We start from the raw sequence: 26149 nt of genomic DNA, 5'->3' as shown, positions 1-26149 counted from the left end.
GACGGGGGGAAAGTGCAAAGACGGGAGCGTTATGCCATCTTCGCTTCTGGAATCTGTCTTCAGAAATTAAACATCGCTTTTGCTTATTTGGTTTAATCCTTGCGCAGTTTGTATATGCTTTTTTGTATATACAATCAGGGAAGGGTACACTATGCCAACGGAGTATGAGTGGGATAGCGATAAGGCGAAAAGTAACCAGCAAAAACATGGCATACGCTTTGAGGATGCCGTTTTGGTTTTCGACGATCCTTATCATTTGTCTGTTCAGGATCGCTATGAGAACGGTGAGTTTCGCTGGCAAACCATCGGCCTTGTGCAAGGCGTCATTGTTATCCTGGTCGCACATACGGTACGTTTCGAAAGCGGAGGCGAAATTATTCGTATCATTAGCGCACGTAAGGCGGACCGTAAAGAGAGGAGCCGTTATGAGCATCGTTAAACATAAACGAGGTAGTTCGTCTGAGGTTAGCGCTCGTCGTGACGCTGAGCTAAAAGCATTAGCTGAAAAACCAGAAGCAGAAATCGATTACAGCGATATTCCTGCCACGGACGATAAACAATGGTCCGGGGCGGTGCGAGGGAAGTTCTATCGGCCACTTAAAACTCAGGCATCGGTACGCATTGACGCCGACGTGATGGAGTGGCTTAAACGGCCTGGAAAGGGTTACCAGACGCGGCTAAATGCCATTTTGCGTGAAGCGATGCTGCGCGATCAAAACAAAAAATAAACCACGGGCAGCGTTGGGCTGCCCGTTATTTCAGCTTATCTGCTCCAGCAGCCGCCACAGCACCCACCCGCCAAACGCCATCAGCACGACCCCCGCCGTGCGCTCAATCAGCCACAGCGCACGGCTGAGCTTCTGTTGCACCGCGGGCAGCCCCATCAGTGATACCAGCGCCAGATCCCACACCAGCACCACCATCACCATCCAGACACCGCAGGTCGCCTGCTGCAGTAGCGTGACGTCCGGCCCCAGTAACGCCGTCATCAGCGCCAGATAGAACAGGGCGTTCTTTGGATTTAACAACGCCGAGCCAAGTCCCAGCAGGATCTGCTTACGCAGTGAAGGGAAGCGCTGGTGGGTTTCATTCAGCGCCAGCGCTTGCGGGCGGCTGCGCACCAGATGCGAGCCAATCCACAGCAGGTACAGCGCCCCGCAAAGCTCGATAAGGGTAAACAGCCCCGTAAACTGGCGCAGCGCGCTCCAGCCAATAATCACCAGAAGGATATACAACCCGTTGCCCGCGGCGATGCCGATGCACAATCCAGCACTGCCGCGCACCCGGTAGCGCGCCGCGTAGCCCACCAGCAGGAAGAAATCCGGGCCCGGGCTTAACAGGGCGACAAAATGCGCCAGCGCCAGAGCGAGAAAAGCGGAAGGGAATAACAGTTCCATAGCAACCTCTGTGTAAAAAACCGAGGTCAGACTACGGCGATGCAAACGCTATTTATTGTCCGATATTGATCGGCCCGTGGCGTACTGGCGCGGCGTGGCGGCGGTATAGCTTACAAAGGTCTTATGAAAATGGCTCTGATCGGCAAACCCGCTCTGGTAGCCGACATCGGCAATATCATCCCCGGCGCGCAGCCGCGCTTTGGCGTATTCCACGCGGGAGATGTTGAGAAAGCTGCCCGGCGTGAGGCCAGTATCCTGCCTGAAGTTGCGGATCAGCGTCTCTTTGCGCAGCGAGAAGCGGTGGGCAAGGTCGTCGAGTGACGGCGGGCTGGTTAAATCGGCAAGAAACGCCTGCTGGATGTGCTGGCTGGTTGAGCGTAGCTCACCCGTGCGGCTGGCGCAGCGCGGAAGGGCAGCAATCAGCATGTTCAGGGAATTAGCCGACATGTTCTCAACAACGTTCAGGTAAAGAGCAAACAGCGTGCTGTCGCGAATGACCTGTTCTGCCAGGGGATAATCCGTGTCGATATAGAGCATATGATAGCTGCGGGGCTGTCCCGCAACGGGGTTGCAGCTGTGCGGCACATGCGCCGGGATCACGATGAGATCGCCTGGGCGGAGGATGTACTGCGTGTCATTGCACCGGCAGCAGGTCTGGCCTTCCATTATCGCGCCAATCGAGAGTTGGGGGTGACAATGACGTTTATACGCCACGGTACTCTGCCAGGTGCTGCGCAGCTCAAGGCCCGGAAGGCGGTTAAAGGTCTGGCGGATGTGTCGGGTATGGGTCATAGGCGCTCCTGTCAGGAACATTTTTATACCATGCCCTGGCCCCACTAAGAACCTTCCGGATATACCCAACTTTACGTCCATCACCCGTCATGTTGTCTACCCTTACTACCCTAAGCGGTAAAACATGGAGATTCGATATGGCTTATCAGACAGTAAATCCTGCCACCAACCAGCTCATCAAAGAATATCCCTCTCATACCGACGCGGATATCGAAGCGGCGCTGAAAGCGGCCGACGCCCTTTACCATTCGCAGTGGGCGAAAGGTGATATTGATCAGCGCCTGCCGGTGCTGCATAAGCTTGCCGACCTGATCGACGAACGCACCGAGGAGCTGGCTAAAATTGCCAGTCAGGAGATGGGTAAGCTCATCGAACAAAGCCGCGGCGAGGTGAAGCTGTGCGCGCAAATCGCCCGCTACTATGCCGATAACGCGAAGCAGTTCCTGGCCCCGGTGAAGTACCCGTCTGAACTCGGGGAAGCGTGGGTGGAGCATCACCCCATCGGCGTGCTGATGGCCGTGGAACCGTGGAATTTCCCGTATTATCAGCTAATGCGTGTTCTGGCACCGAACCTGGCGGCGGGTAATCCGGTTCTGGCTAAACATGCCAGCATCGTGCCGCACTGTGCCGAAACCTTCGCCCATCTGGTGCGTGAGGCAGGGGCACCGGAAGGGGCGTGGACCAACCTCTTTATCTCGTCTGAGCAGGTGGCGAACATCATCGCTGACGACCGCGTACAGGGGGCCGCGCTAACCGGCTCTGAGAAAGCGGGCAGCGTGGTGGCCGCGCAGGCGGCGAAGCACATCAAGAAATCCACCCTTGAGCTGGGTGGTAACGATGTTTTCGTGGTGCTGGACGACGCGGATCTCGATAAAGCGGTGAAGACAGGCGTGAACGCGCGACTCAACAACGCCGGTCAGGTCTGTACCGCAGCGAAGCGCTTTATCCTGCATGAGAAAATTGCCGATGCCTTCCTGAGCAAATTCACCGACGCCTTTAAGCAGGTGAAAATTGGCGACCCGCTGGATGAAAGCACCACGCTTGGGCCACTGTCGTCTAAAGATGCGCTCGAAACGCTGACAAAACAGGTCAACGAGGCGGTGAAAAAGGGCGCGACGTTACACTATGGTGGTAAACCGGTGCAGCGCGACGGGAGCTTCTTTGAGCCGACGATCCTGACGAATATCTCCCGCGACAACCCGGCGTACTTCGAGGAGTTCTTCGGCCCGGTGGCGCAGATATATGTGGTGAAAAACGATGACGAGGCGGTCGCCCTGGCGAACGACTCTCACTACGGACTGGGCGGTGCGGTGTTCAGTCAGGATATTGAACGCGCGAAGAAAATGGCGTCGCGGATTGAGACCGGGATGGTGTATATCAACTGGCTCACCGATACCGCGCCAGAGCTGCCGTTCGGCGGCGTGAAGCGCTCCGGTTACGGACGCGAGCTGTCGGATCTGGGGATCAAAGAGTTTGTGAACCAGAAGCTGGTGGTGGTGCGTAAGTAAGCGGTAATAAAAAACCTGCCAGCCGGCAGGTTTTTTTTAGAGATTATTGCACTTCAATTTTATCCCAGCCGCTTTTGAACATACAGCTGTCTACGAGGGTCGCCCTGCGATCCTCATTGGCGTCTTCAACCGTGTAGCTCGTGGAAATATCCTTTTTCTTGTTCTTCAGATCCGTTTTTTCCGAGTCCGAACCGGTTACGACGTTATCCGGGGGCAGATCGATCAGCGCCTGCGCTTCACATTCCGTGAGCTTTTTGTTCATTTCAGCGTCGCTGACGCCCGGTTTCACCCATTTGTACTGGACGCAGCCGGTGAGCAGAAGCGTGAGGCTCAGAACGCAAAGCGCGGTAATGCGGTGTTTCATCAGAAGGTGACTCCACCGCCAACATAGGCACCGTCAATCAGGGTGTGGCCTGGACGACCGTCTTTACCATCAACGCTCACGTGGCGGTAACCCACTTTCAGGGTCACAGGTGTAACTGGCGTCCAGCTTACGCCGCCGTTGGCTTCAACGTAGTTTTTCACGCTGTTGTTCATCCCTTCTGGTGCCACGTAGCCTTCACCATACAGATGAATGCTGTCGGTCAGGGCAACGTTTACGCCGCCACCAATCGGGAACGCCACGCCGTTATCGCCTTTTTTCGGGCCGATATAGATAGCTTTTGCGCCCGCGTTCAGCATGACCGGGCCAAGACCCAGGTTATAACCTGCACCCACCCCGCCGGTCTGCGTACCGTCATCGGTGTTTTTCAGCCAGTTGCTTTCCACATACAGGCCGGATGAGGATTTACCCATCTCCAGGTTGAGGTTGGTGAAGTTTTTACCCTGCTCAACGCTGCCACCCAGAGCCAGTGCGGAACCTGATACAGCAGTCAACGCAGTCAAAAGAAGGATATTCAGTTTTTTCATCTCATATGCCTCGTCATCAATTTAATCTGGGCGCACCTTAACAAGCGATGTTAATGACTGCAAATGTGATGAAAGTCGCCGTTTTATGCTGAGTTTGTTAATTTTTTAATTTGGAGGTGTTGCGAGAGTGTTGGGTTGCGAGGCCGTCAACGGGTAATGATTTGGCGTTTAGAAAGTGTTTATTTTTTTAGCTAAACATAATCTGAACGAGAGCAGAAAGAGTGGTTCGCAGCGAATTAATTGGGTTTCTAATAATTTCCGGAAATGTTTCCACTGTTACAGATAACAACAGAGCTTTACATTTCTTTGGCGCTCCGGCCCGCGCAATGTTGCCATTCGATGTCATTTTCCTGACACGTTTCTTCTTTACGGTGTGAGCTTCACTTTATGGATGCTAACAATATGAAAAGAAAAATTATTCCTGTGCTAATCGGTTGTGCGCTCTCTTTCTCGGCCCTCGCGGCGCAGCCTACGGCTGAGCGCTATGTCGTCAGTTTTCCTGAAGGTACGCACGTGAACTACACCGGCGCGTTTGCCAGTGCCTTCCCGAACGGCCTTCCGGTTGGGATAGGTTCTGGCCTGCTGTTTACCGGTAAACAGGGTGATGCCCTGACCTTCGCCACCATTACCGATCGCGGTCCGAACGCGGATTCACCGAAAGTGGGTAAAAACGAAGCCAAAATTTTCGTTACGCCAGATTTCGCGCCGCTGCTGATGACGATTCGTGTTCAAAACGGCAAAGCGGAGGCCATTGATGCCCGTCCTTTGCATGACGATAAGGGCGAGATTAACGGGCTGCCGCTGCAAAGCGACGTGATTGGCTCCACCAATGAAGTGGCCTTCAGCGACACGCTAAAGAGGCTGAAGGGGGATAATCGCGGGCTGGATACGGAAGGTATCACCCCGGACGGTAAAGGCGGTTTCTGGCTGTGCGATGAGTATGGCCCGTTCCTGATTAACATCGACAGTAAAGGGAAAATCCTGGCGATCCACGGCCCGCAGGCGGCGGAAGGGGAAAAAGCGATTGCGGACGGTTTGCCAAATATCCTCAAATGGCGTCAGGCGAACCGGGGCTTTGAGGGCCTCACCCGTATGCCGGACGGGCGCATTATTGCTGCCGTGCAAAGTACGCTGGATATCGACGGCAAGAGCAAGAAAAAGGCGCTGTTTACGCGTCTGGTGAGCTTCGACCCGGCAAGCGGAAAAACCGCGATGTACGGTTATCCCATCGACAGCGCGGCCTACAGCAAAAACAGCGACGCTAAAATCGGCGACATCGTGGCACTCGATAACCAGCACATCCTGCTGATCGAACAGGGGAGTGATAAAAACGACGGAATGCGTAACCTGATTTACAAGGTCGATCTCAGTAAGGCGAGCGACCTGTCAGGCTTCGACAAGCCGGGCGAATATCCAGAGTTTGATGATGAAAAAACTCTGGCACAGCGCGGCATTACCCTTGCGCAGAAAACGCAGGTTGTTGATCTGCGTGCCCTGGGCTGGCAGCAGGAAAAGGCCGAAGGGCTGGCGCTGATCGACAGCAAAACGCTGGCGGTGGCGAACGATAACGACTTTGGCGTGAAAGTGGCGATGCAACATCCGGTCGAGGGCAAGAAGCTCAAGGATTATCGGGTGAACGCGGAAGGAAAGTTGACGCTGGATGATAAGCCGGTTGAGACGACCCTCAGCGTGAAGCCGCTGGAGAAACCGGAGTCTGACAGTGAGCTGTGGATTGTGACGCTGCCGGAGGCGGTGAAATAAGGTTTGCCCCTCATCCCTCACCCTGACCCTCTCCCACAGGGAGAGGGATCCCCATAAAATAATGCCTGCACGGAGGACTCCCTCTCCCTTGAGGGAGAGGGCTGGGGTGAGGGGGAACATATGGCGGTAGAGGTCATTCCGTTCACTTTATGTTCCTTGCTACTCTGTAACGGCATGACTTGTGAACGTGCCAGGGCGGCTCAATCGCCACCGCCCTGGCGATCCGGGCTCCCGGCAGTAAATCGCCGCTTCGCGGTGCCCTCGGCTTGTTCCTTCCGGCTTATCGGGGACGGGCGGAGGTAACATCCCTGTAAATCCGCCCTCTCGGCGCATCCCTGCGCCTCGCCCCGGCCTGCAGGAAACGCCTCAGCGATTTACAGCCGGACCAGGGCATCGCTATAAGTCATTTATTTTCCTGAAACAACTTTCGTCGCTTTCGGTAAAAAAATTACTGGGGATCCCTCAACCCAAAGGGAGAGGGGATTGTTCGGTGCGCGTAGTTAAACGGAGAGGCTATTTCTTCAGACCCGCAAACGCCGCCCGAATTTCTTCTTCCGGCAACTGGATGCCAATAAACACCATCACGCTGCGCGGTGTCTCATCGCCCCAGGGTCTGTCCCAGTCCGCGCTGTACAGCCGCTGTACGCCCTGGAACAGCAGGCGGTTTGGTTCGCCGTCGATCCACAGCATGCCCTTATAGCGCAGCAGCTTATCGGCAAACGACAGGAGCAGGTTCTCCATCACGCGGGAGACCTCACTGATATCCACCGGATAATCCAGCTCCACCACAATCGACGCCACGTCGTTCTGCTTATCCGCCATAAAGTGAAAACGCGGTGTTGAGGTGACATGCTCTTCCAGCATAAAACCGTTGGTGTTGAACAGCTGAGACAGGTCGATATCGCCGTGCGTCACGGTGTAAACCGGTGCGCGGGCGTTGATACGTGCCAGGCGCTCGCGCAGTTTTTCGCTCTCGCCCGCCACGTCGGTTTTGGTCAGCAGAATACGGTCGGCGTAGCCCACCTGAGACTGGGCGATGGTGAACTGGTTCATCTGATCGTCGGCGTGAACCGCGTCGACCAGGGCAATCACGCCGTCCAGCAGGTAGCGCTGGCAAAGGATGTCATGCGAGAAAAAGGTCTGAATAATCGGGCCGGGATCGGCCATGCCGGTGCATTCAATCACCAGGCGGTCAAAGTGGATGTCCCCACGATCGCGGCTGTCGAGCAGGTCCAGCAGGGCATCTTCCAGTTCGTTAGAGCGGGTACAGCAGATGCAGCCGTTGGTCAGGGTTTTGATCTGCGTGGCGCGATCGCCAATCAGCTGGTCGTCAACCGAGACTTCGCCGAATTCGTTTTCGATCACGGCGATTTTGAAACCGTGCTGCGCGTTGAGAATGTGGCGCAGCAGGGTGGTTTTACCGGCGCCGAGGAAACCGGTCAACAGGGTGACGGCAATCGGGGTCATGGTCTCTCCTTTAGCAGCAGCGGACGCCGCCTTCTCCACTTCCGCCGTAGCGCGCTTCCTGACGCTCGCGGAAGAATTCAGTGTAGGTCATGTAAGGCTTATCCGGGTGGTTGGTTTTCATATGCTCAACGTAGTTGTCATAGTCCGGAATGCCAATCAGCATTTTCGCTGCCTGACCGAGGTATTTTTTTGCTTCGCCTAAGTTACCAAACATAACCTGTCCTGATAAGAAAAAGCCCGGTGGCGCGCAGCGATCCGGGCTTACAGTTACATGCTGGATTAATGGTGTGAAGAGGTCTTCACGCCGCCTTCCGGCACCGGCACGTACGGGGTCTCTTTGTCCGTACGACCTTCAGCGTTACGCACTTTCATCCAGGTTTTGATGCCGTAGAAGATGATGCTGTACACCACCACCAGGAACAGAATGCTCAGACCCGCGTTGGTGTAGTTGTTCACCACGATATGGTTCATGTTGGCAATCTGCTGAGCGGTGAGATCCGCGCCACCGGCGGCAATTTTCGCTTTGTACTGGTTAGCCATGAAGAAGAAACCTTCCAGCTGCGGGTTGGCGCTGAACAGTTTCAGACCCAGCGCCCAGGTGGTGCAGAGCAGCAGCCATAGTGCAGGCACCACGGTGACCCAGATGTATTTGGTGCGTTTCATCTTCACCAGTACCACGGTGCCGAGCACCAGGGCAACGGCGGCCAGCATCTGGTTAGAGATACCGAACAGCGGCCACAGGCTCTTCACACCGCCGAGTGGGTCAACAACGCCCTGGTACAGCAGGTAACCCCACAGGCCAACGCAGCCCGCGGTACCCAGCACGCCCGCCACCAGAGAGTCGGTTTTCTTCAGGAATGGCACGAAGTTACCCAGCAGATCCTGCAGCATAAAGCGACCCGCACGGGTACCGGCGTCCAGCGCGGTGAGGATGAACAGCGCTTCGAACAGAATACCGAAGTGGTACCAGAAGCCCATGTCCGCCCACGGCAGCACTTTGTGGAACACGTGTGCAATACCTACCGCCAGCGTCGGTGCGCCACCGGCGCGGTTCAGCACGGACGGTTCGCCGATGTCTTTCGCCGTCTGCATGATCTGCTCAGGCGAAATCACAAAGCCCCAGGAGCTGACGGTCGCCGCCGCGTGGGCGCTGGCGTCTTTCAGCTGCGCCATGATCAGCGCCGCATTGTCACCGCCCATCTCATGCAGGTTTGGCATGGTGATGCCCAGGCCCGCCGGCGGGGTGTTCATCGCGAAGTAGAGACCCGGTTCGATGATGGACGCAGCAACCAGCGCCATGATCGCCACGAAGGATTCCATCAGCATGGCGCCGTAACCGATCAGACGCGCGTCTTTTTCGTTCGCCAGCAGCTTAGGCGTAGTACCGGATGAGATCAGGGCATGGAAGCCAGATACCGCACCGCAGGCAATGGTGATGAACAGGAACGGGAACAGAGCCCCTTTCCACAGTGGACCGGTACCGTCGATGTACTGGGTCACCGCGGGCATTTTCAGATCCGGGTTAATCAGGAGGATGCCGATCGCCAGACCGACAATCACGCCGATTTTCAGGAAGGTCGCCAGGTAGTCACGCGGGGCCAGAATCAGCCAGACCGGCAGCAGCGCGGAGATAAACGCGTAACCAATCAGCGCGAAGGTGATGGTGGTGTCTTTGAAGGTCAGCGCCGGGCCCCAGTATGGGTCATGCGCAATCACGCCACCAAAGTAGATAGAGGCCACCAGCAGCACAATACCGATTACCGACACTTCGCCCACGCGACCCGGGCGGATAAAGCGCATGTAGATCCCCATGAACAGCGCAATCGGCACGGTAGAGCAGACGGTGAAGACCCCCCACGGACTTTCCGCCAGCGCTTTCACCACGATTAATGCCAGCACCGCGAGGATGATGATCATAATCAGGAAGCAGCCGAACAGCGCGATGGTACCCGGCACGCGGCCCATCTCTTCTTTGACCATCTCACCCAGAGAGGCACCGTTACGGCGAGAAGAGATAAACAGCACCATAAAGTCCTGCACCGCACCTGCCAGCACCACGCCGGCCAGCAGCCACAGGGTGCCAGGCAGGTAGCCCATCTGCGCAGCCAGTACCGGGCCGACCAGCGGGCCAGCGCCTGCAATAGCGGCAAAGTGGTGACCAAACAGCACATAGCGGTTGGTTGGCACATAGTTCAGGCCGTCATTGTTAATGACTGCCGGGGTGGCACGCGTCGGGTCGAGCTTCATGACCTTCTGCGCAATGTATAAGCTGTAGTAGCGATAAGCCACAAGATAGACGGAAACCGACGCCACCACGATCCACAGGGCGCTTACGTGTTCGCCCCGGCGTAATGCGACAACCGCCAGACAGAAAGCGCCGAGGATCCCGAGTAAGGCCCAGGGCACGTGCTTCAGTAGTTTTTTAGTATCCATAGTAAGACCTGGTTTTTTATGTAAAGAAAAAAGGGTCAGGGTTCGTTGTGAGGAGGTATTGAGTAATGCTGCTGCGATCGTGCCAGAAGGTTGCGCGCGTAAAGGCGGGAAAATGGGTGAGTGGTTGAAAGTGCCAGGTGAGCGGTCAAAGGGGGCGGCGAGTGGTTCAGGCTCGCCGCCAGCGGCAGAAATAATGTGATACAGATCACCCGGTTACCGGGGCGGTGCTCCCCGCCAGATAGCTTTCCAGCGTTTTAACCAGCTTCTCCTTCAACCAGGCAGGCTCCAGGATCTGAATGTTGGGTAACCAGTAGAACAGCAGCGGCAGGATCTGATTCTCATGGGCCGCCTGACAGCGCAGCGTGACCCCGTCCTGTTGCTCCCCCAGCAACTCTTGCGCCGGCAGGAGATCGCGGCGCAGGAAGTAATGTGAAATATTATCCCTGATAAATATTTTCACCTCGAAAGTATTTTCCGATACCCACGGGTCGAGGCTTTTTTCCAGCAGCCCGATCACATGCTCATCCGGCGTAAAGGTAGTTTTCTGAATATCGAGCCAGCGAATCTGACTCAATGAGAAGGATTTTAACTGGCTATTTTCGGTGGCTTGTAAATACCATATATTTTTTTTGTTAATGAGTTTATAGGGATGAATCAGGCGGGTTTTGCCTTTATAAACGATCTGACAAACATTACAGTTTTTAATCGATTTTTCGATGTTCGATAAATGGCGACGAATATCACGTTCCACCGTGTGTTCCGCCTCGTTGGCCAGGATAAGAATATGATTATCGTCAACGCGGGTTTCGAGTTTCTCCCAAAATTCCGCATTTCTTTCAGGGAAAAAGCTATCAGCATTCAGGAAGTTAGCAAGGGTATGGTGTAATCCTTGTCCGCCGGGAGATTGTGCGGAATGGATCAGACGATATAACCCGTTTCCGGTGTGTTCAACAATCGGGGAGAGGGCATTTAAATCCCGGTAGACGGTACGCTCGGTAATATTAAATTTCTCCATTAGCGCACTGCGGTTTATCACACCGTTTAAATGTAGCTCAAGGAGAATATCGACCAGACGTTCAGCCGAGCGGCTCCGCGTCGTTTTAGCCATAAGGTCTTCCTGTATATTAGGGTATGCGCTGAATGATGCGGATAGCACTGACACAAAATGTCAGTATTCAGGCACAGAAAATTTCTCTTATGGTTATATAACGGCGTGATTTAGCGGAAACCTTAGGAATTTTTGCAGAAAGCCGCGCTGGCCGAAGCATAGCCAGCGCGAGGAGGGATCAGACAGCCGCTTCCGGCTCCATCATGACCGGGTGGAAACGGCGTTTGAAATAGATCAGGCCGTGCCCCTCTTCACTGAGAATGATATTTTTAATTTCAACAAGATAAACCAGATGCGTGCCGATGGTTTGCACCTGGCTTATCTCGCCTTCCAGACTTGCCAGTGCCCCTTTCAGTACCGGTTGCGCCAGCGGACCTTTCTGCCAGCAGGAGAGGGAAAAGCGCTCCTCCATGGTCATACCGGTCATCCCGGCGAAGTGGCGGGCCATGATCTCCTGCTCGTGGTTGAGCACGTTCACGCACAGTCTGCCGTTGCCCTGGAACACCGGGTTCATGGCGCTGTTGGCGTTGATACAGACCATGACCGACGGCGGGGAATCGGTAACCGAGCAGACGGCGGTGGCAGTGATCCCACAGCGTCCGGCATCGCCCTCGGTGGTGATGACATTCACCGCGGCCGACAGGCTGGCCATGGCGTCGCGAAAACGCAGGCGTTGTTCATCTGAATGCATTGAAAACCTCCCGCTGCGTTATTTCAGCAGCTTGTCCAGCATGTTGATATCGCTGTTGTTGTGCAGGTGTGGCACCGTCCAGCCGTGTTGGTCGTACTCGGACATACAGCGGTCGACCATCGCCATCATTTTGTCCATGTTGCCGGAGCTCTGCGCCTGACGCAGACACTGCAGGCGAATTTCATCCTGGCTGCCGGAGTAGTTGATCTCATACAGCTCGTGACGGCCGCCAAACTCGCTGCCGATGGCATCCCACATCAGCTTCAAAATCTTGATGCGTTCAACGTGATCCATCCCGTTGGAGCCGCGCACATATTTCGCCAGATACTGGTCGATCTGCGGATTATTCAGATCCCGCGCGCTGGACGGCAGATAGATCAGCCCGCTGGTGACGTTACGTTCAATGATGTTCTTAATCTTCGCGTAGGCCATTGGCGCCATTACGCGGTAGGTTTGCAGCGCCGCGTGATCCGGCAGGTACGCGCCATTCACCCACGGCGTGGCTTCGGAGCACATGGAGTCGCTCAGCGCCCAGAACATATTGCGCCAGGCCACCACTTCCCCGAGATCCGCCTGCACACCGCGGAACTCCAGGGTGCCGGTGCACTCCAGCGATTTTTTCAGCAGGGCGGTGATGAAGTCGAGCTTCACCGCCAGACGCACGCAGGCCTGCAGCGGGTACATGCGGGCAAAACCGCCTTCCATGGTCCAGCGACGGCAGCGGTCGAAATCGCGGTAGATCAGCACGTTTTCCCATGGGATCAGCACATTATCCATCACCAGGATCGCGTCGTTCTCGTCAAAACGGCTGGAGAGCGGGTAGTCGTACGGCGAGCCGGTGGCACCAGCCACCATCTCGTAGGAGGCGCGGGAGATCAGCTTCACCCCTTCGGCGTCCATTGGTGCGACGAACATCAGCGCGAAGTCCGGGTTTTCGCCCATCACCTGTGCGGAGCCAAAGCCGATCATGTTGTAGTGGGTCAGGGCCGAGTTGGTCGCCACCACCTTCGCGCCGCTGACGATGATCCCGGCGTCGGTCTCTTTTTCCAGCTTGATATAGACGTCTTTCACCTCGTCAGCCGGTTTGTGGCGGTCGATGGGCGGGTTGACGATAGCGTGGTTAAAGTACAGACCGGTCTCCTGAATGCGGGTGTACCAGTTACGGGCATTCTGCTCGAACTGGCCGTAGAAGGCCGGGTTGGCACCGAGCGCGCTGCCGAACGCGGCTTTGTAGTCCGGCGTGCGGCCCATCCAGCCGTAGCTCAGGCGAGACCAGCCGGCGATGGCGTCGCGCTGCTGACGCAGGTCGTCGGCGCTTTTCGCCACGCGGAAGAACTTGTGGGTGTAACCGCCGCTGCCGGTGTCGGTGCCCCAGCACAGCGTGTCCTGCATGTCCGGTTTGTGCAGCGCGTCGTACATCTGCGCGATGGAGGCCGCCGCATTGCGAAACGCCGGATGGGTGGTGACGTCTTTAACGCGCTCGCCGTAGATATAAATCTCGCGGCCATCCTGCAGGCTTTTTAAATACTCTTCACCGGTTAACGGGCGTTTGGTATCAGCGCGGAAATCTTCAGGTTTCATAGGGACCTCGTATCGGAATTGGTTTGTTAAATTTATGTTTTGTTTTTGTTGTTTAATTGAATCGTGAGAGGGGCGGAACGTGAAGGGACGATTGGGACAACGGCAGGTACTTTTCGCGAGAGATCGCAGAGTGTGATTTCCCTCACCCTAACCCTCTCCCAAAGGGAGAGGGCACGGTTACTCCCTCTCCCGTTGGGAGAGGGCAGGGGTGAGGGGAACAGGGGAAACCGGTACTTTCTGCGCCCGATAGGCGCTGGGCGAGCAGCCCGTCAGGCGGTTGAAAAAGCGGGCAAAATAGGCCGGATCTTTAAAGCCCAGCTGCCACGCAATCTCGCTGACCGTACTGTCGGAGAAGAGCAACAGCCGTCTGGCTTCGCGCAGCTGGCGGTCGAAGATCAGCCGCTTCGGCGGGCGGTTGGCGAAGCGGCGGCAGATATCGGTCAGGCGGGATTCGGTCAGGTGTAGCTCGCAGGCGTAGTCCGGCACCGTCCAGTGCTGGTGGTAGTGGGCATCTATCAGCTGGGTAAAGCGCTGGAACAGTTTTAGTTCGCCGCGCATGCCGCTGGCGGCGTGGTCGTCGAGCCTGGCGTTACGCAGCAGCAGGGTAAAGACCGCCTGCGCGAGCAGAGCCAGAGTATGCTCGCGCCCGGGAAGTTGCGCTGTGGATTCCCGGGCAATCAGCTGCCAGTAGTGCCTGAGCGCCGCCAGCTCGTCGGGCTTATCGGCAAGCGACAGGCAGATCCCCGGCAGACCAAACGCTTCCCGCGTGCCGGGGTAGAGCACCTCCAGCATCGGCCAGATCAGATCCTCGCGCACCGTCAGAACGTGACCATCGCTGTCGGATTCGGTGATAAACGCGTGCGGCACCGAGGGCGGCGTGATGACAAACAGCGGTGCCTGCACCGAATAGCGATGATCGTCGAGCTGCAGCTCTATCTGTCCGGTATCAAGAAAGTGCATCTGAAAATACTGGTCGTGACGATGCGCCTGCATGTCGCGGCCAAAAAAGGCCGCCATGCGGGCGAACGACTGATAGTGCACATCGTCGGTGCCCAGACTTTCGTCGTACTCCTTGCTGATATCAATGTTGGCGATAGAGCTCTGGCACATGATCGTTCCTCTGTTGATCCCGCTGCGTCATCGGAATGCGCGTCAGCACCAGCGCACCTACCACCAGCAGCCCGGCGACGAACCACAGCCCGGAGCTGAAGCTGCCAGTGGCATCACGCAGAATGCCGATCAGCAGCGGACTGACGGCGGATCCGACGTTGCCGATAGCGTTGATCACCGCCAGCGCCACCGCACGGGACTGCAGGCTAATAACCTGATCCGGCGTGGTCCAGAATATCGCCATGGCGGTAAACGATCCGGTTGAGGCCATGATGATGCCAAGCAGCTGGATCAGGCTGTGATCGGTGGCCGAGGCCAGCATCCATCCCGCCGCCGCGAAGAGATACGGCAGGATGGTGTGCTTTTTTCGCTCTTTCAGCCTGTCAGAGCGACGGCTCCACCAGATCATGCCGAGGATGGTGCAAAACTGCGGGATCGCCGCCAGCAGGCCGATCACAATGTTGCTGCTGCCGGTATTGAAGCTTTGCAGGATCTGCGGCGTCCAGATGTTGATCGCACTCAGCGTGTTCGTCAGGCAGAAATAGGCCAGCGTATAGAGCAGTACCGCCGGGGTTAAGACTTCACGTAGCGTTGAACGCGGCGTGGCGGCATGCGCCACCGCCAGCTCTTGCTCACGGGCGATCATGGTTTTCAGCGTTTGCTTTTCTTCATCATCCAGCCAGCTGGCCTGATCCGGGGTGTCGTTAAGATAGAACCAGGTCACCACGCCGAGCACCACCGACGGCAACCCTTCCAGCAGGAACAACCACTGCCAGCCTTTCAGATTCCACAGCCCGTCCATCGCCAGGATGTAGCCGGAAAGAATAGAGCCGAGCATCATGGTTACCGGCATGGCAATCATAAACAGCGCGTTGGCGCGGGCGCGGTGATAGGCCGGGAACCACCAGGTGAGATAGACCAAAATCCCCGGCAGGAAGCCGGCTTCGGCAATGCCCACCAGCATGCGCAGCACATAGAGCGTTTCCGGGCTGGTGGCGAACATGGTGCAGGTGGAGGCGATCCCCCACACCACCATGATCCCGGCGATCCAGCGCCGGGCGCCGATCTTCGCCAGCATGATGTTGCTTGGGATCCCGCACAGCACGTAGGTGACGTAAAACAGCGTCGCCGCCAGGCCAAACATGGTGGAGGTGAGGCCCAGATCTTTGCCCATCGTCAGCCCGGCAAAGCCAATGTTGATGCGATCGAGAAACGAGAAGACAAACAGGATAAAGAGAAACACGATCAAACGACGGAACAGCTTATTTATAACGCGATGTTCAACAGCTTTATTATCTTGCAGGGTAGAGGTCGTCATGGTGCGCTCCAGATCTTACGTTAGTAGACGGATTTATTGTTATTAACTGACGTAACCGGGTGATCGATAAAACGTGCCGCCAGCGCTTCGGCGCTACGGGCAAGCAGGGTGGTGTCGACGCCGACGGCGACAAACAGCGCCCCGAGTTCGAGATAGCGTTTTGCCAGCGGCTCGTTGGCCATCAGGATGCCGGGTGCTTTGCCTGCGCTCAGGATCTGCGCGATCGCCTGTTCAATGGCCGCCTGCACGTCCGGGTGCTGCGGATTACCGGCAAAGCCCATGTCGGCGCTCAGATCCGCCGGGCCGATAAACACCCCGTCGACGCCGTCCACATCCAGGATCTGCGGCAGGTTTTTCAGCGCCTCCCGGGTTTCGATTTGCACCAGCACGCACATGGCGTCGTTGGCCTGGTGTAGATAATCCGGGATGCGGTTCCAGCGCGATGCCCGCGCCAGGGCGCTGCCCACGCCGCGGATCCCGGCAGGCGGATAGCGCGTGGAACGTACCGCCTGACGGGCTTCATCGGCGTTTTGTACCATCGGCACCAGCAGGGTTTGCGCGCCCACGTCCAGCAGCTGTTTGATCTGCACCGGATCGTTCCACGACGGGCGGACGACCGGCTGGCTGGCATACGGGGCGATGGCTTGCAGCTGGGTTAAGACAGTCTGCACGGTGTTCGGCGCGTGTTCGGCGTCGATCAGCAGCCAGTCAAAGCCTGCCCCCGCCAGCAGTTCAGCGCTGTAGCTGCTGGTCAGCCCCAGCCATAAACCAATCTGCGGCTTCCCGGCTTTCAGCGCCGTTTTGAATGCGTTTTGCATGGTTCTCTCCTAGACAAAGCGGCAGCTGATGGAGCCCATGCTGCCGTAGTCCACGTGGAAGGTATCGCCTTTACTGGCCGCGACCGGGCGGGTAAACGAACCGCCGAGAATGATCTGGCCCGGCTCAAGCTGAACGTCGTAGGGCGCCAGCTTGTTGGCCAGCCACGCCACGCCGTTCGCCGGGTGGTTGAGCACGCCAGCGGCCACACCTGTCTCTTCAATCACGCCGTTGCGGTAGAGCAGGGCAGAGATCCAGCGCAGATCCAGCGCGTCGGGCTTAATCGGACGGCCACCGAGGATCACGCCCGCGTTGGCGGCGTTATCGGAGATGGTGTCGAACACCTTGCGCGGGCGCTGGGTCTCCGGGTCGATGTTATGGCAGCGGGCGTCGATCAACTCCAGCGCGGGGATCACGTAATCCGTGGCGTTGTAGACGTCAAAGATCGTGCAGTTCGGGCCGCGCAGCGGTTTTGCCAGCACGAACGCCAGCTCCACTTCAATGCGCGGGACGATAAAGCGATCGACGGGGATGTCGCTGCCGTCATGGAAGAACATATCGTCCAGCAGCGCACCGTAGTCCGGCTCGCTGATCTGCGAGCTGGCCTGCATCGCTTTTGAGGTGAGGCCGATCTTGTGGCCTTTCAGCACGCGGCCTTCGGCGATTTTCAGATTCACCCATTCGCGCTGTACGGCGTAGGCGTCTTCAATCGTGATCGCCGGGTACTCCAGCGAGATCGCGCGGATCTGCTCCCGGGACTGCTCCGCCTGATGCAGACGATGAGCGATCAGGGTATGGGTGTGTTTGTCGAGCATGGCGATATCCTGTTTTATGTTTTTATCTCCCTCTCCCAAAGGGAGAGGGGACAGACCGTGCCGGTACTACGTAAACAACGCGTGTACGTTGTTTTGTTTGTAATTGAGCGTCGGGTGCAGCTCGTCGAGCTCAAACGACAGCGCCAGATAGCGGGCGGCCATGAGGTCGGCAAAATGCGTTTTGATCAGCGCAAACAGCATCTCCCCCACGGCCTCGCGGCTCTCCAGGCTGCGTCCGGCGCCAATCTTCAGCGTCATATGCACAAAGGCGTAATCCTGCTTGCCGTCCGCCATCTGCCAGGTATCCAGCCAGTGGGCGCGGCTGCGGATGCCGCCGGGGGGGAAAATGCCCGTGGCGGCCAGCGCCTCGTTCACTTTGGCGAACAGCCCCGGCAGGTCGGCCTGCTCGCGGATGTTGTCGGTACATTCAGCAATAAAATGCGGCATGGTGGCTCCTTATGCGGGTAGCGGGAAAACGGCGTTCACCTGGCCGGTACCGGAGCTGGCGAACAGCTCGGTGAGAAACTCCACCTTGCCGTCGTATTTGTCCCAGCCGAGCATCCCCAGCAGCATCACCGTGTCGTGCATGTTGCCCTCGCCGTAGCAGTAGTCGGCGTACTCCGGCAGCATGCTGCAGAATTCTTTGAACTGGCCTTCGCGCCACAACTTCACCACCCGCTCGTCCATCTGGCGGTCGAATTCGCGGGTGTAGCTGTTCATCCCTTCTTCCGCGCGCTGGTCGTCGATAAAGCGGTGCGACAGCGAGCCGCTGGCCAGCACCGCCACGGTGCCGTCATACTTTTCGATGGCGCTGACGATGGCCTCGCCCAGCCGGCGGCTATCGGCGAAGTCATGAACCGTGCAGAACGCCGAGATGGAGACCACTTTGAAGTGCTTATCCGCGTTCATATAGCGCATCGGCACCAGCGTGCCGTACTCCAGCTTCAGGCTCGGGATGTTGTGCGCTTTGGCGCGCACGCCGAGCTTCACCGCTTCGTCGGCGATCAGTTGCCCGAGTTCCGGGTTGCCGTCGTAGTCGTAGGTCATGTCGCGGATAAAGTGCGGCAGCTCGTTGCTGGTGTAGACGCCAGAAAAATGGTCCGCACAGTTGATGTGATACGCGCTGTTCACCAGCCAGTGGGTGTCGAAAACGATGATGGTATCGACGCCCAGCTCACGGCAGCGCTTGCTAATCTCTTTATGTCCGTCGATGGCACCCTGACGGCAGCCGTGGTTTTTGCCCGGCAGCTCAGAGAGATACATCGACGGCACGTGGGTGATTTTTGCCGCTAACGCCAGTTTACCCATGATCAGATCCCCCATTTTGGAATCGGGTGGTCGCCCATCGAGATGCAGACGTTCTTCATCTCCGCAAACACCTCGAAGCTGTACTCGCCGCCTTCGCGCCCGGTACCGGAGGCCTTCACGCCGCCAAACGGCTGGCGCAGGTCGCGCACGTTCTGGGTATTCACGAACACCATGCCCGCTTCGATATTGCGCGCCAGACGCAGCACTTTGCTGACGTCCTGGGTCCAGATGTACGACGCCAGGCCGTACTCCACGTCGTTGGCCAGACGCAGGCCCTCCGCTTCGTCCTTAAACGGCAGCAGGCAGGCTACCGGGCCGAAGATCTCCTCCTGCGCCACGCGCATGCGGTTGTCGACATCCGCCAGCACGGTCGGGCGCAGGAAGTTACCGCCTTTCAGGTGGGCGGGCAGATCGGTCGGTTTGTCCGGGCCGCCTGCCAGCAGGGTTGCGCCCTCCTCAATGCCCAGGCGGATATAGCCGGAGACTTTCTCCCAGTGCTGTTGGCTAATCAGCGCGCCAATCTGGGTGTTCGGATCGGTCGGGTCGCCCACGCGCAGACGGTTGGCGCGCTCGGCGAAGCGTTTGACGAATTCCGGGTAGATACTCTGCTGGATGAAAATGCGCGAGCCCGCGGTGCAGCGCTCGCCGTTGATGGAGAAGATGGTGAACAGGGCGGCGTCCAGCGCGCGCTCAATGTCGGCATCGTCAAAAATCAGCACCGGGGATTTGCCGCCCAGCTCCATGGAGTATTTCTTCAGCCCGGCGTTTTTCATGATATTGCGCCCGGTGGCGGTGCCGCCGGTGAAGGAGACGGCCCGCACGTCGTGATGGCGCACCAGCGCGTCGCCCGCCGTGGCGCCGTAGCCCTGCACCACGTTCAGCACGCCCGCCGGAATACCCGCCTCCAGCGCCAGCTCGCCCAGACGGTCGGCGGTCAGTGGGGAGAGTTCAGACATCTTCAGCACGGCGGTATTCCCCAGCGCCAGGCACGGTGCGACCTTCCAGGTGGCGGTCATAAACGGCACGTTCCATGGCGATACCAGCGCGCAGACGCCCACTGGCTGCACAAGGGTGTAGTTCAGCATCTTGTCGTCAACCGGGTAGGTTTTGCCGTTCATCTGCTGGCACACTTCGGCGAAGAATTCGAAGTTGTGCGAGGCGCGCGGGATAAGCACGTTTTTGGTCTGGTGGATGGGCAGGCCGGTGTCGGCGGTCTCCATGGCGGCAATGTCCGGCACGTTCTGGTCAATCAGATCGCCCAGGCGACGCATCAGGCGCGCACGCTCTTTCATCGGCAGGTTGGCCCACTTTGGAAATGCCTCTTTTGCTGCCGCCACGGCCTGATGGATTTCCGCTTCCCCGCCGGAGGCGACTTCTGCCAGCACCTCGCCGGAAGCCGGGTTGGTGGTGTGGAAGTAGTCGCTTCCCGCCACATTCTTGCCGTTGATCCAGTGGTTAATCTTTTTCATTTTGCCGTCTCCTCACTCACAATCCGGTTTACCAGGCGACCCACGCCTTCCACTTCCACCACCACTTCATCCCCCGGCACCACGTCGGATAACCCTTTCGGCGTGCCGGTGGCGATCATGTCGCCCGGCTGCAGGGTCATGAAATCGCTCAGGTATGCAATCAGGTACGGGATGCTGAAGATCAGATCCGCCGTGGTCCCTTCCTGACGTAATTCACCGTTGACGAAGGTGCGCAGGGTTAAGTTGTGCGGATCAGGAATGGCCGCTTTCGGCACGATGTTGGGGCTGATGGGGGTTAACCCGTCGCGGCTTTTGACCCGCAGATTCGGGCGGTAGTAGTTTTCGAGATAGTCACGAATGGCGTAGTCGTTGCAGACCGTGTAGCCCGCAACAAAATCCATCGCCTCGGCTTCACTGACCTTATGCGCGGTTTTGCCGATGACCACCACCAGCTCAGCTTCGTAGTGCATGTACTCAACGTTGTTCGGGCGCACCGAGGTCTGGTTGTCGCCATTAAAGGTGTTAGGTGCTTTGATAAACACCAGCGGCTCGGTCGGAGGCGTGAATGCCAGCTCGCTGGCGTGATCGGCGTAGTTCAGGCCGAGGGCGAACAGCGTGGGGTGAGGATGTGCACCGTGTGCGATGGCCACGTCGCGCTCATCCACCACCGGGTTTTCCAGTGCCGGGAACCCTTTCGCCAGGATGCGTACCCGATCGCCCGGGCGGATCTCGACGCGGCTTTGCGGCGTACCGAGCAATATCGCATCCCCCGGATTCAGGGTAGCGAACTCGCTCAGGGCACTCAGCAGTTCGGCGGCGCTGCGCTGCAGCCCGGCGGTGTTCCAGTGGTCCGCTTCGCGACCGTTAATTTCAGTGATGATGGTCAGGTTGTCCACGTTGTCCACGTTGTCCACGTTGTCCACGGAGACCAGCTCCCCCAGCGGACAAAACCCGTCCCGGCATTTGGCTTTGATTGCCGGGCGATAAAAGCTCTCTTCCGGCAGGCTTACCTCGTTGGCCAGCGCGTACCCGGCGATGTAGGCCGCTGCCTCTTCCACACGGACTTTGCTGGCCGTTTTGCCCACCACCAGCGCGACCGTTGCGCCACTCAGCACTGTTTCGCCCTGCGGGAACGGGATCGGTTCACCTGCACGGATCACCGTGTTGTGCGGCTTGATAAACCACACCGCAGTTTTCGGTGGGGTGTTGTAGGGGGCTTTTTCAAACGCCTCCGCCCAGGCATCGCGCTGGCTTTGGTGGTTCAGCGCCACGGCAAAAACAGTACCTTTCATTGACATACTCCTCAGACCGGAAAGCCGGTTTTTGATTTCGTTAATATGTTAATGATCTGGTTTTATGCTTTTGCTGTTTATTTCGCAATCAGAAGTGAAGAATTTGTGATATGAATAACAATAAATTTACAATTTATTTTGAAATGATATATTTATCATCGGGTTAAAAAATGGTGTTGTTTCTGTTAGACTTTTCGAAGCTAAAATGGCTGTTGATAAAAACATCAATTTTCAATTGTTTATTTGTTAACAATGAGCGGGAGTGGCTATGCATGATTCATTAACTATCGCCCTGTTGCAGGCGCGGGAAGCGGCGATGTCCTACTTCCGCCCGATTGTGAAGCGGCATAACCTGACCGAGCAGCAATGGCGCATTGTGCGTGTGCTGGCTGAACATCCCTCGATGGATTTCCACGATCTGGCGTTTCGGACCTGCATATTGCGCCCGAGCCTGACGGGCATTCTGACGCGCATGGAGCGCGACGGTCTGGTGTTGCGCCTGAAGCCGGTCAATGACCAGCGCAAGCTGTACGTGTCGCTGACCAAAGAGGGCAACGCGCTGTATGCGCATGCCCAGGCGCAGGTGGAAGAGGCGTATCAGCAAATTGAGGCAGAGTACACGCCGGAGAAGATGAAACAGCTCACGGCGCTGCTTGAGGAGTTTATTGAGCTGGGAAATCGCCATATCGCAGCGCGTGACGAAGAGTAAAAACCACAAATTAAAGGATGATTTTCGTAAAGTTTTCCCTTTCCAGGCCGAAAATTCTGTATCTGTCTGAAGGAAGAGAAAACATGTTAAACCGTATCAAGATTGTCACCAGCTTAATGCTGGTTTTAGCGATATTTGGCCTTTTACAACTGACCTCCGGTGGCCTTTTCTTCAATGCCCTGAAGCATGACAAAGAGAATTTCACCGTCCTGCAAACCATTCGCCAGCAACAATCCACGCTGAACGCCAGCTGGGTGGCATTGCTGCAAACCCGTAACACCCTGAACCGTGCGGGCATCCGCTACATGATGGATCAGAACAATATCGGCAGCGGCGCGACCGTGAACGATCTGATGCAAATTGCCTCTGTGTCTCTGAAACAGGCGGAAAAAAACTGGGCTGCCTACGAGACCCTGCCGCGCGATCCACGTCAGAGTGACGCTGAAGCGATGGAAATTAAGCGTAACTACGACATTTATCACGGTGCGCTGGCGGAGCTGATTCAGCTGCTGGGCGCTGGCAAAATCAACGCTTTCTTTGATCAACCGACCCAGAGCTATCAGGATGGTTTTGAGAAGCAGTACGTGAACTACCTGCTGCAGAACGACAAGCTGTATCAGATGGCGGTAGAAAACAGTAACAGCTCTTACAGCCAGGCGATCTGGGTGCTGATTAGCGTGCTGATTGTGGTGCTGGTGGTTATCGTGGCCGTGTGGCTGGGTATCAAGCAGGCGTTAATCTCTCCGCTGACCCGTCTGATCGACAATATCCGCCATATCGCCAGCGGCGATCTGGTGAAGCGCATTGAAGTGGAAGGCGCTAACGAGATGGGGGAGCTGGCCGACTCGCTGCGTCATATGCAGGGCGAGCTGGTGCGTACCGTCGGTGACGTGCGTAACGGCGCAAACGCCATCTACAGCGGCGCGAGCGAAATCGCGATGGGCAATAACGACCTGTCTTCCCGTACCGAACAGCAGGCCGCTTCCCTGGAAGAGACTGCAGCCAGCATGGAGCAGCTGACGGCGACCGTGAAGCAGAACGCCGAGAATGCCCGTCAGGCGAGCAACCTGGCGCTGAGCGCGTCTGAAACCGCGCAGAAAGGCGGTAAAGTGGTGGATAACGTGGTGCAAACCATGCGTGATATCGCCGGCAGTTCGCAGAAAATTGCCGATATTATCAGCGTGATTGACGGCATTGCCTTCCAGACCAATATTCTGGCACTGAACGCCGCGGTTGAAGCGGCACGTGCCGGTGAGCAGGGGCGCGGATTTGCCGTCGTGGCAGGCGAAGTGCGTAACCTGGCCCAGCGCAGCGCCCAGGCGGCCCGTGAGATCAAGAGCCTGATTGAAGACTCGGTGGGTCGCGTGGAAGTGGGCTCAACGCTGGTGGAAAGCGCCGGTGAAACGATGGGTGAAATCGTTAATGCGGTGACCCGCGTGACCGACATCATGGGTGAAATCGCCTCTGCGTCTGACGAGCAGAGCCGCGGTATCGATCAGGTCGGCCTGGCGGTGGCGGAGATGGATCGCGTGACCCAGCAGAACGCCTCGCTGGTGGAAGAGTCTGCTGCTGCCGCTGCGGCGCTGGAAGAGCAGGCGAGCCGTCTGACGCAGGCCGTCGCGGTATTCCGCATTCAGCAGGAGCAGATGAAAGCACGTGAGTTCGCTTCCGCAAAAACCATGTCCGCGCCGGTGATGACGCGTAAAACCGCGACTGCCGATGCCGGTGATAACTGGGAAACCTTCTGACGCCGTGTGTGGTGCCGGGTGGCGGCTTCGCCTTACCCGGCTTACGGAATGACGGTGCATGGTTTTTGTAGACCCGGTGATACTACAGAGGCAGGCGCATGGCGCAGCGCGATTTATACGCTAAACCGTGCGTTGCCTCTTCTTCCCTTTTCTGACGCAGCTCATGCGTGAGGTCTGTGACGTATTCAAACCCCAGCCGCGCATAGAAGGGCGCATTCCACGGCACGTCCCGGAATGTCGTCAACGTCAGCGATGTCAGCCCCCCTTTGCGGGCATGGTCAGCCACACAGGCGATGAGCCGCCGACCGATCCCTTTTCCCTGCCAGTCCAGATGAACCGAGAGCTCTACAATAAACAGCGACGAAGCGTGCGTCTCTGCGAGGATAAAACCGACCGGCTGGTCGTTGGCCAGCGCCAGCCAGCTCAAGCCACGACCGGCGTAGTCGAGATGCTGCTCAGCGGAAATGACATCGCCCTCTGCAAGCCAGGCGAGTTCCGGGTAATCCCGAAAACGCTGGCCCGCCGCGCGTTCAAGGGCGGGCAGAGTGGCGATGTCGTCGCAGGTGGTGGGGCGAATGTAAATGTTCATGGCGGGAAGTATAGCCTGACCTCCCGACATTATTCCGAGCAGACCAGCACCGGCGAGTAAAAGTTGCTAATTACCAGCGCATCATGCGGCGTGCGCTCTATCGTCAGGAGCCTTTTTTTCCCCAGCGTCAGGCCGGCCACGTATTTTTCAAACACGCCGGGCGGCATCGCGTCGTGGCTAAAACGCTCCACTTTTTGAATGATGATTTCATAGAGTTCCCCCTCCACGTGCCGCCATTTAAACATCTCCTGCCGGGACACTTCCCAATTTTGCGGGGCGTTCTCGACGTTGCCGTTTAGGGTGATGTACCCGGTTTTGTCGGGATGGAACCGCATGATGATCTCCCCATCAAACGTGAAATCGTGATTGTCGCGTCTGTCGGAGAAGGTCAGGTTACCGTCGCAGGCCACCGACAGCGGAGGCGTGTAGAAATACCACGCCAGCGCGGCGCCGGTTAGCATCAGGTTAAAGATCAGAATGAGCCAAATTTTGATATGTCGCATATCACCACTCGTAATAGTAAAGCGTACGGCAGGTGCTCGCTTTATCCTGCGTGAGGGAACACTGGGAAAGCACCAGCCTCCCTTCGTGGCCGTAAAAAAGCGTTCTCTGGATGTGCATATAGAAAATGGAATTTTTCAGACACGGCAGATGGCCGTCCTGCTGCAGGGTTTGCGCCAGGGCAATCGCCTTCTCGTGAAACACATCCGCCAGTGGCGTAAAGGTGTAGACCGGACAGGTGCCGATATGGGTCAGCAGATGGATCTCCCTCTGCGGGTTTGCTGGCTTGATCGCCGTTATCCAGAGGCACAGCGTCACGATCGCCAGGGTAAGCGCGCCGCAGAACAGCCATTCCGGCCGAACGCGCCATGCCGGTTTCGCCGTTTTGGCGGCCGGGGGCGCTTCCTCCTGGGCCGTTACCGTGACGTCGGCGCTGAGCATAAAACCCGTCTTAGGGACCGTGACGATAAACAGCGCGTCGGGAAGCAGGCTTGCCAGCATTTTGCGCAAAATACTGATGTACTGGTTTAACGAGTTGTTCGATCCCTGGAGCCCACGTCGATCCCAGACCTCATGGAGAAAGGTGTCCCGTTCAACCACGTTCCCATGATGCTGGACCAGCAACTTCAGGATGGTATTGGCCGTGCAGGTAAGGATCTGCGCATCCTCATCCGGCGCATTGATAAGAGAAACAGAACCGTCCTCGTCGTTATAGACGATGGCGTCAGCAAGCAGGTATTTCATAATTTGTTGTAAAACAGACAGAGATAATGAAAAAAAAGAGAAGGTGTTTACATCTTCTAAGCAGAGCTGCTGGCTATTTTAGC

27 protein-coding genes are annotated in these 26149 nt (G+C 57.1%); 6 read left to right on the top strand and 21 right to left on the bottom strand.

From position 1 onward, the window contains the following. Window positions 1-151: 151 nt before the first annotated feature. Complete coding sequence (locus ACTJJI_RS11160) at window positions 152-439, top strand: BrnT family toxin (protein ID WP_047023211.1); 288 nt, start codon at window positions 152-154, stop codon at window positions 437-439. After that, window positions 426-728, top strand: a complete 303-nt coding sequence (locus ACTJJI_RS11155) for a BrnA antitoxin family protein (protein WP_047360255.1) — start codon at window positions 426-428, stop codon at window positions 726-728. Before ACTJJI_RS11160 ends, ACTJJI_RS11155 begins: the two co-directional genes overlap by 14 nt. Window positions 729-758: 30 nt before the next feature. Here ACTJJI_RS11155 and ACTJJI_RS11150 read toward each other — a convergent pair whose 3' ends face one another. Next, window positions 759-1397: a LysE family translocator gene (locus ACTJJI_RS11150; protein ID WP_440654050.1), complete on the bottom strand. Its 639-nt coding sequence runs from the start codon at window positions 1395-1397 to the stop codon at window positions 759-761. Between the two features lie 48 nt (window positions 1398-1445). Next, entirely contained in the window at window positions 1446-2189 is a 744-nt protein-coding gene (locus ACTJJI_RS11145) for an AraC family ligand binding domain-containing protein (RefSeq protein WP_440654048.1), read from the bottom strand. Window positions 2190-2326: 137 nt separating this feature from the next. Here ACTJJI_RS11145 and ACTJJI_RS11140 point away from each other — a divergent pair, with 137 nt between their 5' ends. Then, the gene (locus ACTJJI_RS11140; RefSeq protein ID WP_014830526.1) at window positions 2327-3697 is read left to right on the top strand and encodes an NAD-dependent succinate-semialdehyde dehydrogenase; all 1371 of its coding nucleotides are present in this window, start codon (window positions 2327-2329) and stop codon (window positions 3695-3697) included. 43 nt (window positions 3698-3740) lie between these two features. On the opposite strand, the gene ACTJJI_RS11135 is transcribed toward ACTJJI_RS11140, so the two are convergent. Further along, complete coding sequence (locus ACTJJI_RS11135) at window positions 3741-4061, bottom strand: hypothetical protein (RefSeq protein WP_013095439.1); 321 nt, start codon at window positions 4059-4061, stop codon at window positions 3741-3743. Next, a complete protein-coding gene (locus ACTJJI_RS11130; protein WP_013095440.1) occupies window positions 4061-4606 on the bottom strand; it encodes a YfaZ family outer membrane protein in 546 nt (181 codons plus the stop codon). Before ACTJJI_RS11130 ends, ACTJJI_RS11135 begins: the two co-directional genes overlap by 1 nt. 402 nt (window positions 4607-5008) lie before the next feature. On the opposite strand from ACTJJI_RS11130, the gene ACTJJI_RS11125 reads away from it, so the two are divergent. Further along, window positions 5009-6367, top strand: coding sequence for an esterase-like activity of phytase family protein (locus tag ACTJJI_RS11125; RefSeq protein WP_440654045.1), 1359 nt, complete (start codon window positions 5009-5011; stop codon window positions 6365-6367). Window positions 6368-6880: 513 nt separating this feature from the next. Here ACTJJI_RS11125 and yjiA read toward each other — a convergent pair. The 14 genes from yjiA to hpaG form a co-directional block, all read right to left on the bottom strand. Further along, window positions 6881-7834, bottom strand: a complete 954-nt coding sequence (gene yjiA, locus ACTJJI_RS11120; RefSeq protein ID WP_014830528.1) for a GTPase — start codon at window positions 7832-7834, stop codon at window positions 6881-6883. Between the two features lie 10 nt (window positions 7835-7844). Continuing rightward, the gene (locus tag ACTJJI_RS11115) at window positions 7845-8048 is read right to left on the bottom strand and encodes a YbdD/YjiX family protein (protein ID WP_003856610.1); all 204 of its coding nucleotides are present in this window, start codon (window positions 8046-8048) and stop codon (window positions 7845-7847) included. A 65-nt stretch (window positions 8049-8113) separates the two neighbouring features. Continuing rightward, entirely contained in the window at window positions 8114-10267 is a 2154-nt protein-coding gene (locus ACTJJI_RS11110) for a carbon starvation CstA family protein (protein ID WP_014830529.1), read from the bottom strand. Between the two features lie 205 nt (window positions 10268-10472). After that, window positions 10473-11375 (bottom strand): helix-turn-helix transcriptional regulator, encoded by a 903-nt coding sequence (locus ACTJJI_RS11105; protein ID WP_440654042.1) that lies wholly within the window; start codon window positions 11373-11375, stop codon window positions 10473-10475. Window positions 11376-11553: 178 nt separating this feature from the next. Further along, a complete protein-coding gene (locus ACTJJI_RS11100) occupies window positions 11554-12066 on the bottom strand; it encodes a 4-hydroxyphenylacetate 3-monooxygenase reductase subunit (protein ID WP_440654040.1) in 513 nt (170 codons plus the stop codon). An 18-nt stretch (window positions 12067-12084) separates the two neighbouring features. Next, window positions 12085-13647 carry a 4-hydroxyphenylacetate 3-monooxygenase, oxygenase component gene (gene hpaB, locus ACTJJI_RS11095; RefSeq protein ID WP_440654038.1) on the bottom strand — a complete coding sequence of 521 codons (1563 nt, stop codon included), beginning with the start codon at window positions 13645-13647 and terminating at the stop codon, window positions 12085-12087. 177 nt (window positions 13648-13824) lie between these two features. Beyond that, on the bottom strand, window positions 13825-14757 hold the full coding sequence (gene hpaA / locus ACTJJI_RS11090) for a 4-hydroxyphenylacetate catabolism regulatory protein HpaA (RefSeq protein WP_440654036.1): 933 nt from the start codon (window positions 14755-14757) through the stop codon (window positions 13825-13827). Continuing rightward, window positions 14729-16075 carry a 4-hydroxyphenylacetate permease gene (hpaX, locus tag ACTJJI_RS11085; protein WP_440654034.1) on the bottom strand — a complete coding sequence of 449 codons (1347 nt, stop codon included), beginning with the start codon at window positions 16073-16075 and terminating at the stop codon, window positions 14729-14731. The genes hpaA and hpaX overlap by 29 nt, the downstream gene beginning before the upstream one ends. 20 nt (window positions 16076-16095) lie before the next feature. After that, on the bottom strand, window positions 16096-16893 hold the full coding sequence (gene hpaI, locus ACTJJI_RS11080; protein ID WP_428183925.1) for a 4-hydroxy-2-oxoheptanedioate aldolase: 798 nt from the start codon (window positions 16891-16893) through the stop codon (window positions 16096-16098). A 9-nt stretch (window positions 16894-16902) separates the two neighbouring features. Then, window positions 16903-17706, bottom strand: a complete 804-nt coding sequence (gene hpaH / locus ACTJJI_RS11075; RefSeq protein WP_014830536.1) for a 2-oxo-hept-4-ene-1,7-dioate hydratase — start codon at window positions 17704-17706, stop codon at window positions 16903-16905. 66 nt (window positions 17707-17772) lie between these two features. Continuing rightward, a complete protein-coding gene (locus tag ACTJJI_RS11070) occupies window positions 17773-18153 on the bottom strand; it encodes a 5-carboxymethyl-2-hydroxymuconate Delta-isomerase (RefSeq protein ID WP_063426302.1) in 381 nt (126 codons plus the stop codon). Window positions 18154-18162: 9 nt separating this feature from the next. Beyond that, a complete protein-coding gene (gene hpaD / locus ACTJJI_RS11065) occupies window positions 18163-19014 on the bottom strand; it encodes a 3,4-dihydroxyphenylacetate 2,3-dioxygenase (RefSeq protein ID WP_014830538.1) in 852 nt (283 codons plus the stop codon). A gap of 2 nt (window positions 19015-19016) precedes the next feature. After that, window positions 19017-20483, bottom strand: coding sequence for a 5-carboxymethyl-2-hydroxymuconate semialdehyde dehydrogenase (gene hpaE, locus ACTJJI_RS11060; protein WP_047360265.1), 1467 nt, complete (start codon window positions 20481-20483; stop codon window positions 19017-19019). Continuing rightward, complete coding sequence (gene hpaG, locus ACTJJI_RS11055; protein WP_440654030.1) at window positions 20480-21775, bottom strand: 4-hydroxyphenylacetate degradation bifunctional isomerase/decarboxylase; 1296 nt, start codon at window positions 21773-21775, stop codon at window positions 20480-20482. The genes hpaE and hpaG overlap by 4 nt, the downstream gene beginning before the upstream one ends. Before the next feature lie 268 nt (window positions 21776-22043). Between hpaG and hpaR the strand changes: the two genes are divergently transcribed. Beyond that, window positions 22044-22484 (top strand): homoprotocatechuate degradation operon regulator HpaR, encoded by a 441-nt coding sequence (gene hpaR, locus ACTJJI_RS11050; RefSeq protein ID WP_014830541.1) that lies wholly within the window; start codon window positions 22044-22046, stop codon window positions 22482-22484. A gap of 83 nt (window positions 22485-22567) precedes the next feature. After that, on the top strand, window positions 22568-24232 hold the full coding sequence (gene tsr, locus ACTJJI_RS11045; protein WP_063412185.1) for a methyl-accepting chemotaxis protein: 1665 nt from the start codon (window positions 22568-22570) through the stop codon (window positions 24230-24232). 82 nt (window positions 24233-24314) lie between these two features. Here the strand turns inward: tsr and ACTJJI_RS11040 are convergent, their stop codons facing one another. From ACTJJI_RS11040 to ACTJJI_RS11030, 3 genes are read right to left on the bottom strand one after another with little or no spacing between them, the layout of a single operon-like run. Then, window positions 24315-24821, bottom strand: coding sequence for a GNAT family N-acetyltransferase (locus ACTJJI_RS11040; protein WP_262788218.1), 507 nt, complete (start codon window positions 24819-24821; stop codon window positions 24315-24317). 29 nt (window positions 24822-24850) lie between these two features. Beyond that, a complete protein-coding gene (locus tag ACTJJI_RS11035) occupies window positions 24851-25324 on the bottom strand; it encodes a hypothetical protein (RefSeq protein WP_014830544.1) in 474 nt (157 codons plus the stop codon). Window position 25325: 1 nt separating this feature from the next. Continuing rightward, window positions 25326-26066 carry a winged helix-turn-helix domain-containing protein gene (locus ACTJJI_RS11030; protein ID WP_047360268.1) on the bottom strand — a complete coding sequence of 247 codons (741 nt, stop codon included), beginning with the start codon at window positions 26064-26066 and terminating at the stop codon, window positions 25326-25328. Window positions 26067-26149 lie beyond the last annotated feature (83 nt).

It is taken from the genome of Enterobacter sp. 22466 (genome assembly GCF_052044775.1).
Taxonomy (GTDB): domain Bacteria; phylum Pseudomonadota; class Gammaproteobacteria; order Enterobacterales; family Enterobacteriaceae; genus Enterobacter; species Enterobacter dissolvens.
The sequence above is the reverse complement of the archived record's forward strand: the minus strand, read 5'-3'. Positions and strand labels throughout refer to the sequence as shown.

What these genes read in the sequence shown, in the direction of transcription:
- ACTJJI_RS11160 (WP_047023211.1), top strand. Translation starts at nt 152, where the DNA reads ATGCCAACGGAGTATGAGTGGGATAGCGATAAGGCGAAAAGTAACCAG.
- ACTJJI_RS11155 (WP_047360255.1), top strand. Translation starts at nt 426, where the DNA reads ATGAGCATCGTTAAACATAAACGAGGTAGTTCGTCTGAGGTTAGCGCT.
- ACTJJI_RS11150 (WP_440654050.1), bottom strand. Translation starts at nt 1,397, where the DNA reads ATGGAACTGTTATTCCCTTCCGCTTTTCTCGCTCTGGCGCTGGCGCAT.
- ACTJJI_RS11145 (WP_440654048.1), bottom strand. Translation starts at nt 2,189, where the DNA reads ATGACCCATACCCGACACATCCGCCAGACCTTTAACCGCCTTCCGGGC.
- ACTJJI_RS11140 (WP_014830526.1), top strand. Translation starts at nt 2,327, where the DNA reads ATGGCTTATCAGACAGTAAATCCTGCCACCAACCAGCTCATCAAAGAA.
- ACTJJI_RS11135 (WP_013095439.1), bottom strand. Translation starts at nt 4,061, where the DNA reads ATGAAACACCGCATTACCGCGCTTTGCGTTCTGAGCCTCACGCTTCTG.
- ACTJJI_RS11130 (WP_013095440.1), bottom strand. Translation starts at nt 4,606, where the DNA reads ATGAAAAAACTGAATATCCTTCTTTTGACTGCGTTGACTGCTGTATCA.
- ACTJJI_RS11125 (WP_440654045.1), top strand. Translation starts at nt 5,009, where the DNA reads ATGAAAAGAAAAATTATTCCTGTGCTAATCGGTTGTGCGCTCTCTTTC.
- yjiA (WP_014830528.1), bottom strand. Translation starts at nt 7,834, where the DNA reads ATGACCCCGATTGCCGTCACCCTGTTGACCGGTTTCCTCGGCGCCGGT.
- ACTJJI_RS11115 (WP_003856610.1), bottom strand. Translation starts at nt 8,048, where the DNA reads ATGTTTGGTAACTTAGGCGAAGCAAAAAAATACCTCGGTCAGGCAGCG.
- ACTJJI_RS11110 (WP_014830529.1), bottom strand. Translation starts at nt 10,267, where the DNA reads ATGGATACTAAAAAACTACTGAAGCACGTGCCCTGGGCCTTACTCGGG.
- ACTJJI_RS11105 (WP_440654042.1), bottom strand. Translation starts at nt 11,375, where the DNA reads ATGGCTAAAACGACGCGGAGCCGCTCGGCTGAACGTCTGGTCGATATT.
- ACTJJI_RS11100 (WP_440654040.1), bottom strand. Translation starts at nt 12,066, where the DNA reads ATGCATTCAGATGAACAACGCCTGCGTTTTCGCGACGCCATGGCCAGC.
- hpaB (WP_440654038.1), bottom strand. Translation starts at nt 13,647, where the DNA reads ATGAAACCTGAAGATTTCCGCGCTGATACCAAACGCCCGTTAACCGGT.
- hpaA (WP_440654036.1), bottom strand. Translation starts at nt 14,757, where the DNA reads ATGTGCCAGAGCTCTATCGCCAACATTGATATCAGCAAGGAGTACGAC.
- hpaX (WP_440654034.1), bottom strand. Translation starts at nt 16,075, where the DNA reads ATGACGACCTCTACCCTGCAAGATAATAAAGCTGTTGAACATCGCGTT.
- hpaI (WP_428183925.1), bottom strand. Translation starts at nt 16,893, where the DNA reads ATGCAAAACGCATTCAAAACGGCGCTGAAAGCCGGGAAGCCGCAGATT.
- hpaH (WP_014830536.1), bottom strand. Translation starts at nt 17,706, where the DNA reads ATGCTCGACAAACACACCCATACCCTGATCGCTCATCGTCTGCATCAG.
- ACTJJI_RS11070 (WP_063426302.1), bottom strand. Translation starts at nt 18,153, where the DNA reads ATGCCGCATTTTATTGCTGAATGTACCGACAACATCCGCGAGCAGGCC.
- hpaD (WP_014830538.1), bottom strand. Translation starts at nt 19,014, where the DNA reads ATGGGTAAACTGGCGTTAGCGGCAAAAATCACCCACGTGCCGTCGATG.
- hpaE (WP_047360265.1), bottom strand. Translation starts at nt 20,483, where the DNA reads ATGAAAAAGATTAACCACTGGATCAACGGCAAGAATGTGGCGGGAAGC.
- hpaG (WP_440654030.1), bottom strand. Translation starts at nt 21,775, where the DNA reads ATGAAAGGTACTGTTTTTGCCGTGGCGCTGAACCACCAAAGCCAGCGC.
- hpaR (WP_014830541.1), top strand. Translation starts at nt 22,044, where the DNA reads ATGCATGATTCATTAACTATCGCCCTGTTGCAGGCGCGGGAAGCGGCG.
- tsr (WP_063412185.1), top strand. Translation starts at nt 22,568, where the DNA reads ATGTTAAACCGTATCAAGATTGTCACCAGCTTAATGCTGGTTTTAGCG.
- ACTJJI_RS11040 (WP_262788218.1), bottom strand. Translation starts at nt 24,821, where the DNA reads ATGAACATTTACATTCGCCCCACCACCTGCGACGACATCGCCACTCTG.
- ACTJJI_RS11035 (WP_014830544.1), bottom strand. Translation starts at nt 25,324, where the DNA reads ATGCGACATATCAAAATTTGGCTCATTCTGATCTTTAACCTGATGCTA.
- ACTJJI_RS11030 (WP_047360268.1), bottom strand. Translation starts at nt 26,066, where the DNA reads ATGAAATACCTGCTTGCTGACGCCATCGTCTATAACGACGAGGACGGT.